Origin of the sequence: Streptomyces pathocidini, assembly GCF_001418495.1 — a bacterium.
Taxonomy (GTDB): Bacteria; Actinomycetota; Actinomycetes; order Streptomycetales; family Streptomycetaceae; genus Streptomyces; species Streptomyces pathocidini.
The window spans coordinates 1-7,962 of sequence record NZ_LIQY01000449.1 but is presented as its reverse complement, the minus strand read 5'-3'; the positions used below and the strand labels follow the sequence as shown (position 1 = coordinate 7,962).

General features: G+C 72.3%; 8 protein-coding genes and 2 pseudogenes. 6 read left to right on the top strand and 4 right to left on the bottom strand.

Annotated features, from left to right (window positions below; all coding sequences use genetic code 11):
* Positions 1 to 183, bottom strand: a pseudogene (locus AOK16_RS28560) (CDP-alcohol phosphatidyltransferase family protein); the annotation flags it as partial.
* Between the two features lie 2 nt (positions 184 to 185).
* A pseudogene (locus AOK16_RS28555) lies at positions 186 to 287 on the bottom strand (CDP-alcohol phosphatidyltransferase family protein); the annotation flags it as partial.
* A 236-nt stretch (positions 288 to 523) separates the two neighbouring features.
* Here AOK16_RS28555 and efeO point away from each other — a divergent pair.
* Genes efeO through AOK16_RS19985 form a run of 4 tightly spaced genes read left to right on the top strand, consistent with a single transcriptional unit; the run spans position 524 to position 4,919 of the window.
* Positions 524 to 1,687, top strand: coding sequence for an iron uptake system protein EfeO (efeO, locus tag AOK16_RS20000; RefSeq protein ID WP_055473574.1), 1,164 nt, complete (start codon positions 524 to 526; stop codon positions 1,685 to 1,687).
* Positions 1,688 to 1,697: 10 nt separating this feature from the next.
* Positions 1,698 to 3,086 (top strand): iron uptake transporter deferrochelatase/peroxidase subunit, encoded by a 1,389-nt coding sequence (gene efeB, locus AOK16_RS19995; protein WP_079101587.1) that lies wholly within the window; start codon positions 1,698 to 1,700, stop codon positions 3,084 to 3,086.
* Positions 3,086 to 4,081 (top strand): iron uptake transporter permease EfeU, encoded by a 996-nt coding sequence (gene efeU, locus AOK16_RS19990; RefSeq protein WP_055473573.1) that lies wholly within the window; start codon positions 3,086 to 3,088, stop codon positions 4,079 to 4,081. The genes efeB and efeU overlap by 1 nt, the downstream gene beginning before the upstream one ends.
* Positions 4,032 to 4,919, top strand: coding sequence for an SCO2278 family lipoprotein (locus tag AOK16_RS19985; RefSeq protein WP_055473572.1), 888 nt, complete (start codon positions 4,032 to 4,034; stop codon positions 4,917 to 4,919). Before efeU ends, AOK16_RS19985 begins: the two co-directional genes overlap by 50 nt.
* 164 nt (positions 4,920 to 5,083) lie before the next feature.
* Here the strand turns inward: AOK16_RS19985 and AOK16_RS19980 are convergent, their stop codons facing one another.
* Positions 5,084 to 5,839 (bottom strand): bifunctional DNA primase/polymerase, encoded by a 756-nt coding sequence (locus AOK16_RS19980; protein ID WP_055473571.1) that lies wholly within the window; start codon positions 5,837 to 5,839, stop codon positions 5,084 to 5,086.
* 151 nt (positions 5,840 to 5,990) lie between these two features.
* Here AOK16_RS19980 and AOK16_RS19975 point away from each other — a divergent pair, with 151 nt between their 5' ends.
* Positions 5,991 to 6,809 carry a glycerophosphodiester phosphodiesterase gene (locus AOK16_RS19975; protein WP_055473570.1) on the top strand — a complete coding sequence of 273 codons (819 nt, stop codon included), beginning with the start codon at positions 5,991 to 5,993 and terminating at the stop codon, positions 6,807 to 6,809.
* Between the two features lie 106 nt (positions 6,810 to 6,915).
* Here the strand turns inward: AOK16_RS19975 and AOK16_RS19970 are convergent, their stop codons facing one another.
* Positions 6,916 to 7,521 (bottom strand): TetR/AcrR family transcriptional regulator, encoded by a 606-nt coding sequence (locus AOK16_RS19970; RefSeq protein ID WP_055473569.1) that lies wholly within the window; start codon positions 7,519 to 7,521, stop codon positions 6,916 to 6,918.
* 123 nt (positions 7,522 to 7,644) lie between these two features.
* Between AOK16_RS19970 and AOK16_RS19965 the strand changes: the two genes are divergently transcribed.
* Complete coding sequence (locus AOK16_RS19965) at positions 7,645 to 7,851, top strand: DUF6243 family protein (RefSeq protein WP_205627740.1); 207 nt, start codon at positions 7,645 to 7,647, stop codon at positions 7,849 to 7,851.
* Positions 7,852 to 7,962: the final 111 nt, after the last annotated feature.

Below are 7,962 nucleotides of genomic sequence, written 5' to 3'. Positions count from 1 at the left end.
GTCGAGCCACTCCCCCGCCGCGCTGCTCTCCCGGCGCAGCCGGGCCAGCTGACCGTCCGCCGAGTCGAAGGCGAACCCGGCCGCGAGGGCCACGTAGACGGTGGCGGCCAGCGGCCAGGACGGGCGGGTGAAGGCGAGCGCGGCGACGGCGGTGAAGCTGAACGCGGCGCTGACCAGCGTGACNNCAACCGGCCCGCGGGCCGGTTGACGTGGCGCGAGTAGAGCGAGACGCCCTTGGCCGTCTTCTGCGCTCCGCGCAGCTCTCGAAGCGCCGCACCGAATGGCATGGTTTGAGACATCATCCCCCCAGATGTCGCACTCGCCCGGTCATGAGCGAATACGGCCGTTGAACCCGAGCCATTGGCCATCCTGGCACGCCCCTGTGACAACTACCCCCGCCCATCCGGGATGAGACCCGGATCACTGGACGGCCGGGAACTCTTCCGGTAAGCCTCGGGTAGGTTAGGCGAGCCTAACCAATCAATATCCCCGCATACCCTCTTTGTTCGACTCTGGAGTCCGAATGCCAGCCACGCGCGCCCCGCGAGCCGTCCGTACATCCTCGGGCGCCGCCCTCGCCCTCACCGCCGCCGCGGCGCTCACCGCCGTCACGGGCTGCGCGGAGAAGAGCGACGCGAAGGCCTCGGACGCCATCGCGGTCACCGCCTCCGACACCGCGTGCGAGGTGTCGGCCGAGCGGTTCCCCGCCGGGCACGTCAAGCTCGCGGTGGAGAACAAGGGCGCCAAGGTCACCGAGGTCTACCTCTACGCCCCCGGCGACCGGATCGTCACCGAGCGGGAGAACATCGGCCCCGGCACGACCGCCGACATCACCGCCGAGGTCAAGCCCGGTTCGTACGAGATCGCCTGCAAGCCCGGCATGAAGGGCGACGGCATCCGGCAGAAGGTCACCGCCACCGGCGAGGGCGCCCCCAAGAAGCGCGATCCGCGCCTGGACGCGGCCGTCGCCGAGTACCGCAAGTACGCCCAGGCGCAGGCGGACGAGACCCTGCCGCTGGTCAGGGTCTTCACCGACGCGGTCGCGAAGGGCGACGTGGCGGGCGCCGAGAAGGCGTACGCCCCGTCCCGGATCGGCTGGGAGCGCACCGAGCCGGTGGCCGAGTCCTTCGGCGACATCGACCCGAAGGTCGACCTGCGCGAGGACGGCCTGGAGAAAGGCCAGGAGTGGACGGGCTGGCACCGCCTGGAGAAGGCACTGTGGCAGGACGGGAAGATCGGCGCGGCGGAGAAGGAGCTCGCCGGGACCCTGGTGAAGGACCTGGCGGACTGGCAGCGGCGGGTCGGCAAGGCCGACATCACCCCGACCGGCATGGCCAACGGCGCCAAGGAGCTGCTCGACGAGGTCGCCACCGGCAAGGTGACCGGCGAGGAGGAGCGCTACAGCCACACCGACCTGGTCGACTTCAAGGCCAACGTCGAGGGCGCGCAGAAGTCCTACGAGCTGCTGAAGCCGGTCGTCTCGGCCAACGACCCGGCCCTGGTCAAGGAGTTGGACGCGCAGTTCACGGCCCTGAACGGCCTGCTGGACAAGTACCGCGAGGACAAGGGCTCGTACGAGTTCACCTCCTACGACAAGGTCGGCGAGGCCGACCGCAAGGAGCTGTCCGACGGGGTCAACGCGCTCGCCGAGCCGCTGTCCAAGCTGGCCGCCGCGGTCGCGAAGTAGGGCCGGGGCCATGCGAGACGAGGCCACGCCGGAAGCACCCGTGCCGGGTGGACCCGCGGCGGACCAGCTAGGGGCGGACCGGCCCAGGGCCGACAGGCCCGCGCCCGAACAGACAGCGGCTGAACAGACAGCGGCGGCCGGCGCCTCCCCCTCCCGCCGCTCCCTCCTCGGCTGGGGCGGTGCCGGGCTCGCGCTCGGCGCCGCCGCGGCGGGCGGGGCTGCGGCCGCGCTGGGCGGCGGCTCCGGCACGCAGAACGTCGCGAGCGAGGGCGCGGCCGTGCCCTTCCACGGCGAGCACCAGGCCGGGATCGCCACCCCCGTCCAGGACCGGCTGCACTTCGCCGCGTTCGACGTCACCACCAAGGACCGGACCGCGCTGATCGCCCTCCTCAAGGAGTGGACGGCCGCCGCCGCGGCCATGACCGCGGGGCGGCCCGTCGGCGAGGGCGCCGTCGGCGGACTGCCGGAGGCGCCGCCGGACGACACCGGCGAGGCCCTGGGCCTCAAGCCCTCCCGGCTCACCGTCACGATCGGCTTCGGCCGCACGCTGTTCGTGAAGGACGGCGAGGACCGCTTCGGCCTGAAGTCCCAACTCCCCGAGGCCCTGGTGGAGTTGGAGAAGTTCCCCGGCGACGCCCTCGACCCGGCCCGCAGCGGCGGCGACCTGTGCGTCCAGGCCTGCGCCGACGACCCGCAGGTGGCCGTGCACGCGATTCGCAACCTGTCCCGCATCGGCTTCGGCCGGGCCGCCATCCGCTGGTCCCAGCTCGGCTTCGGCAAGACCTCCTCCACCACACCCGGCGAGCAGACCCCTCGCAACCTGATGGGCTTCAAGGACGGCACCCGCAACATCGCGGGCACCGACGCGCCCGCCCTCCGCAAGCACGTGTGGGTCTCGGACAAGGACGGCCCGACGTGGCTGGCCGGCGGCAGCTACGTCGTCACCCGCCGCATCAGGATGCGGATCGAACCGTGGGACCGCACCTCCCTGAAGGAGCAGGAGGACATCTTCGGCCGCACCAAGGGCGAGGGCGCGCCGTACGGCAGACGGCGCGAGCGCGACGAGCCGGACCTGAAGGCGATGCCGGCGACCGCCCACGTACGGCTGGCGCACCCCGACAGCAACGGCGGTGCGACGATCCTGCGCCGCGGCTACTCCTTCACCGACGGCACCGACGGGCTCGGGCTGCTCGACGCGGGTCTGTTCTTCATCGCGTACCAGCGCGACGTGCGCACCGGGTTCGTGCCGGTCCAGCGGAGCCTGGCCCGCGCCGATGTGCTCAACGAGTACATCCAGCACGTGAGTTCCGGCCTGTTCGCCGTTCCGCCGGGTGTGCGGGACCGGGGCGACTGGTGGGGCCGGGCCCTGTTCGAGGCCACGGAGAGGAACGCCTCCTGATGTTCGCCAACTTCCTCATCGGCCTGCGCGAGGGCCTGGAGGCCAGCCTGGTCGTCTGTATCCTCGTCGCCTACCTGGTCAAGACGGGCCGCCGGGACGCACTGCGCCCCATCTGGACGGGCATCGCCACGGCCGTCGCACTGAGCCTGGCCTTCGGCGCCGTCCTGGAGTACGGGTCGCGCCAACTGACCTTCGAAGCCCAGGAGTTGCTGGGCGGCTCGCTGTCGATCGTGGCGGTCTCCCTGGTGACGTGGATGGTCTTCTGGATGCGGCGCACCGCCCGCCATCTGAAGGCCGAACTCCAGGGCAGGCTGGACCAGGCGCTGGCCGTCGGCACCGGCGCCCTGGTGGCCACGGCCTTCCTGGCCGTCGGCCGGGAGGGCCTGGAGACCGCGCTGTTCGTGTGGCGCGCGGTGAAGGCGACCGACGACGGCACGGCCCTGCCGCTGGCCGGCGTCGTGCTGGGCCTGCTGACCGCGGTGGCCATGGGCTGGCTGTTCTACCGGGGCGCGCTGCGCATCGATCTGGCGCGGTTCTTCACCTGGACCGGCGGCCTGCTGGTCGTGGTCGCCGCGGGCGTGCTGGCGTACGGGTTCCACGATCTGCAGGAGGCGCGCTTCCTGCCGGGGCTGGGCACGAAGGCGTTCGACATCAGCACGGCGGTGCCGCCGGACAGCTGGTACGGCACGCTGCTGAAGGGGACGGTCAACTTCCAGCCGGATCCGACCGTGCTCCAAGTAACGGTCTGGGCCCTGTACTTGATCCCCACGCTCGTGCTGTTCCTGGCTCCGGGTAAGGTTGCGCCGCGCGCGAGCGCGACACCAGCAGCCCCGCAGGAGCCCGCGAAGGAGCCCCAGCCCGATGAACCGGACGCCACGCAGGTTGCCCCAGGTGACGGCGTTCCTGTCAGCGACCACCCTGTCGACGGCCCTGTTGACCGGGTGCGTGACCGTGCACGGCGAGCGGGAGATCCTGCCGTCCGCGACGAAGGCTGACGCCGCCAAGGCGCTCCAGCGGTTCACCACCGGCTACAACAAGGCGTACACGAAGTCCGATCCGGCGGCGATGTCCGCCGTCGAGACCGGGCCGCTCCACGCGCTGACCCTGCCCGGTGTCCGGGCGCAGCGCGAGACCCGGCCCAAGGGCTGGCCGGACTACCCCGCGCTGCGGCTCAAGGACGCCGAGTTCACCATCCCGAAGCAGAAGGGCTGGCCGCGGTTCTTCCTGGCGGACGCGGCCAGCAACCGGGACGACAACCGCTGGCTGGTGCTGTTCACCCGCAACGGCTCGACCGAGCCGTGGAAGGCCGCCTACCTCGCGGTGGTGGCCGAGAACCAGGTGCCGGAGTTCAGGACCGACCAGGACGGCTGGGCCGAGCCGGTCGGCGGCGGCGCCGGGCTCCCGATCGCGCCGAACCGGCTGAGCAGGGCGTACGCGGAGTATCTGCGCACCGGCGAGGGCGAGTTCGCGGACGGCGCCCTGACCTCGGTGCTGCGGGCGCAGCGCCAGCGGACGGCGAAGACCCTGCGGTACTGGACCGAGTACATCGACCAGCCCGCCGGCCCCCCGCAGTACGCGCCAGTCGCGCTGCGCACCGCAGACGGCGGCGCGCTGGCGTTCTTCGCGGCCCACCACGCCGAGAAGCGGACCATGGCCCCCGGCTACAAGGTCGGCGAGATCGACAACAGCACGGCGAACACGCTGATGAAGGGCAAGCCGGAGAAGTGGCTGTCCCTGGCGAAGATCTCCGAGTCGGTGGTGCGCATACCGAAGAACGGCCCGGTGGAGTTCCTCAACCGGCTGGAGGGCCTGACGGCCGCGAAGGGCGGCTGAGCACGCGCCTGGCCGTACGGGTACGGGCCCCCTTCTCGCACGAGTGCGGGCCCCTTCCCGCGGGAGTGCGCCCCGGTGTTCCCTGGCCTCAGTGGTGGACCGAGGGGTACCGATATCGCGGTGGCCACCGCAGAGGGGCGTGGCCTCAGGAGGTGGAGGGGGCCTCAGTGGTGGAGGGGCCAGGCCACCGACTCGTGCCCCGCGCCCTCCCCGGCGTAGCGCGCGCAGGCGTCGGTCAGCGCCTCCAGCAGCGTCAGCGGATCGGGCAGCGGCAGCTCCGGGCCACGCAGCCAGGCCACCGAGCCCTCGGACGGCAGCTTCGCGGGCGGTACGAGCACATAGCTGCCGCGGCAGTGCCAGCGCAGCCCCGGGTGCTCGTCCATGGTCTCGGGGTGGCAGTCCAGCTCGCAGGGCCACCACTCGTCCTCGTCGTCCGGGGTGCCGCGGGTCGCGGTGAAGAACAGCACCCGGGCCTGCGGCCCCTCGCCGCTCCGGGCGACCGGGCCGACCTCGACCTCCGCGGCGTCCAGCACCTCCAGCGCGCTCTGCCCGGCCTCGGCCGGAACGTCGAGGACGTCGTGGTTGATGCCGGTCGCGGTGATGAAGTTGGCCTCGGGCTGGGCGCGCAGCCAGCGGGCGACCTGCTCGGCTTCGGTGGAGGCCTGGGTCTGCCAGGCGAAGGAGACCGGGTGGCGGCCGGGGGTGGGACAGCCGATCCGGTCGCAGGAACAGCCGTAGCCCTCGGGATAGGCGGCCTGGGCGAGGGGGAATCCCGCGGCGGCGGCGGCCAGCAGGAGGTCCTCGCGGCTCGCGGCCGTCTCCGTCGTATCGGCGCTGCCCGACCCGGCTCCCGGCAGGCGGCGCAGCCACTGGGAGAACCTGCTTTCCCCGCCGCGGTGGCGGCTGTTGTCGGAGCCCATCTATCCCCTCACTTCGACGGTTGCCCGATCAATGCTGCCACCATCCTGCTCCTCAGGTGGCCCGAGTCCCCATCCGGGGTGGTCGGGACCCGCCGCCCAATGGGGTGCCAATTACGGGCATACCGACATTTACCGTCCTAGCGTTGCGTTCATGCTCACAAGGTCACTGCTGGTGGGGACGGTCGCGGTCACGCTCGCGGGACCGCTCACCCCGCTGGAGTTCACACCGAAGCCTTCCGCGGGCAGACTCCCCGACACCGTCTACGTCGCGCACCGCGGCGGCGCGCTCGAGGCGCCCGAGAACAGCATGGCGGCGCTGGCCGCGGCGCAGCGGGCGGGCCACGCCCAGGTCCTCGACTTCGACTCCCGGATGCTGCGGGACGGCACGCTCGTGGTGATGCACGACCCGACCCTGGACCGCACGACCGACCGCGAGGGCAAGGTGCGGAATCTCACCCGCCACGACTGGCCCGGCGTACGACTGCGGCCCGCCGCTGCGCTGCGCGCCCGGTGGCGGCCCGAGCGGCCGCCGACAGTGGCGGAGGTGCTGGACCGGTTCGGCGGGCGAAGCGTGCTGATGGTGGAGGCCAAGGACCCGGAGAGCCTGCCGGGCCTGGCCCGGCTGATCGAGCGGCGTGGCCTGACGCGCTCGGTGTTCGTCAACACCAACCGGCCGTGGCTGGCCGAGCGCGCCCACCGCATGGGGCTGATGGCGCAGCTGTGGCGCTCGGCGGACCAGCTGCGCCACGACCGCCCGGAGGAATGGCGCGACTTCGTCGCGGTCCTGGACGTCGACCACCGCGCCCGCGACGCGGACCTGCGGCGCGCGGCCGCCTCCGGCATCCCCCGCGTGTGGGCGCACACGGTCGACACCCCGCGCGACCGCGACCGCGCCCTGAGACTGGGCTGCAACGGAATCATCACGGACGCCCCGAGACGACTGGCAAAGACCCGCCCCAAACACCACTGACCACCGACCGGGGCGCCGCCGGGAGTCCGACGGCCACCCTCGAGAGACACCGCACGGACACGCCCAGAGCGGTCGGTCAAAGCGCCCGCACGAAGGCAGTGGCGGGTCAGCGCGGGCTGAGGCCGCGGAGCGCGTACTCGACGACCGCGTCGGCGTACGCGTGCGTGAGCGGCAGGGTCCGCATCAGCCAGCGGTGGGCGACCGGGCCGATCAGGAGCTCCAGCGCGATGCGCGGATCGAGGTCCTCCGCGACCTGCCCGGCCTCCTGGGCGGACCGCAGCCGGGTCACGTAGAGCTGGACCGAGGGCTCGACGAGTTTCCGCACGAAGTCCACGCTCATCTCGGGGTTGACGACCCCCTCGGCGGCCAGGGCGCGGTAGGGCCGGTCGTACTTGGGGTTGTTGAGCTCGTCGACGGTCGCGCGCAGTACGAGCTTGAGGTCGGCCTCCAGGTCCCCGGTGTCGGGGATCGCGTACTCGCCGTCCCGCGAGGCCTCCTCGCCGAGGGCGACGAAGGCGTCCATCAGGACCGCCGCCTTCGAGGGCCACCAGCGGTAGATGGTCTGCTTGCCGACCCCGGCGCGGGCGGCGATGGCCTCGATCGTCAGCTTCGGATAGCCGACCTCGCTGACGAGGCCGAGGGCGGCGTCGAGGATGGCGCGCCGGGAGCGCTCGCTGCGGCGGGCGGAGTCGGGATTACGGGACTGGGGCATGGTCCGAATCTAGCAAGACCGCGAGGCGAGACGTTCCGTCTTGACAAGGGGCGGTGGCGGGCGCACTCTGGAGAGGTCATTACGAGACGAACCGTCTCGTACCACTGGTCGAGAGGAGACCCCATGTCCCGAGGCAATGGCACCGGCAATCTGCTCGGCGTCGGCGGTGCCCGGGCCAACCTGCCGCGCTCCGCGATGCGCGGCGGCGGCCGCCGGGGCGGCCGAGGCGCGGCCGGACACGCCGACCCGCAGGCCCAGAAGCGGGAACTGCTCCGCAAGTTGAAGGAGGCCAGGGAGGAGAATCGCGCGGAGAACAGCCCGGACGGCTGACATTTCCGGGCCCACCGCGAACCACCCGGACGGATCGCTGCGACGGGGCGGCACGAAGGGGGACGATGTGAGCGCGCTGCGCAGCCCGCTCACGCGTCCCCCGGCCACCCG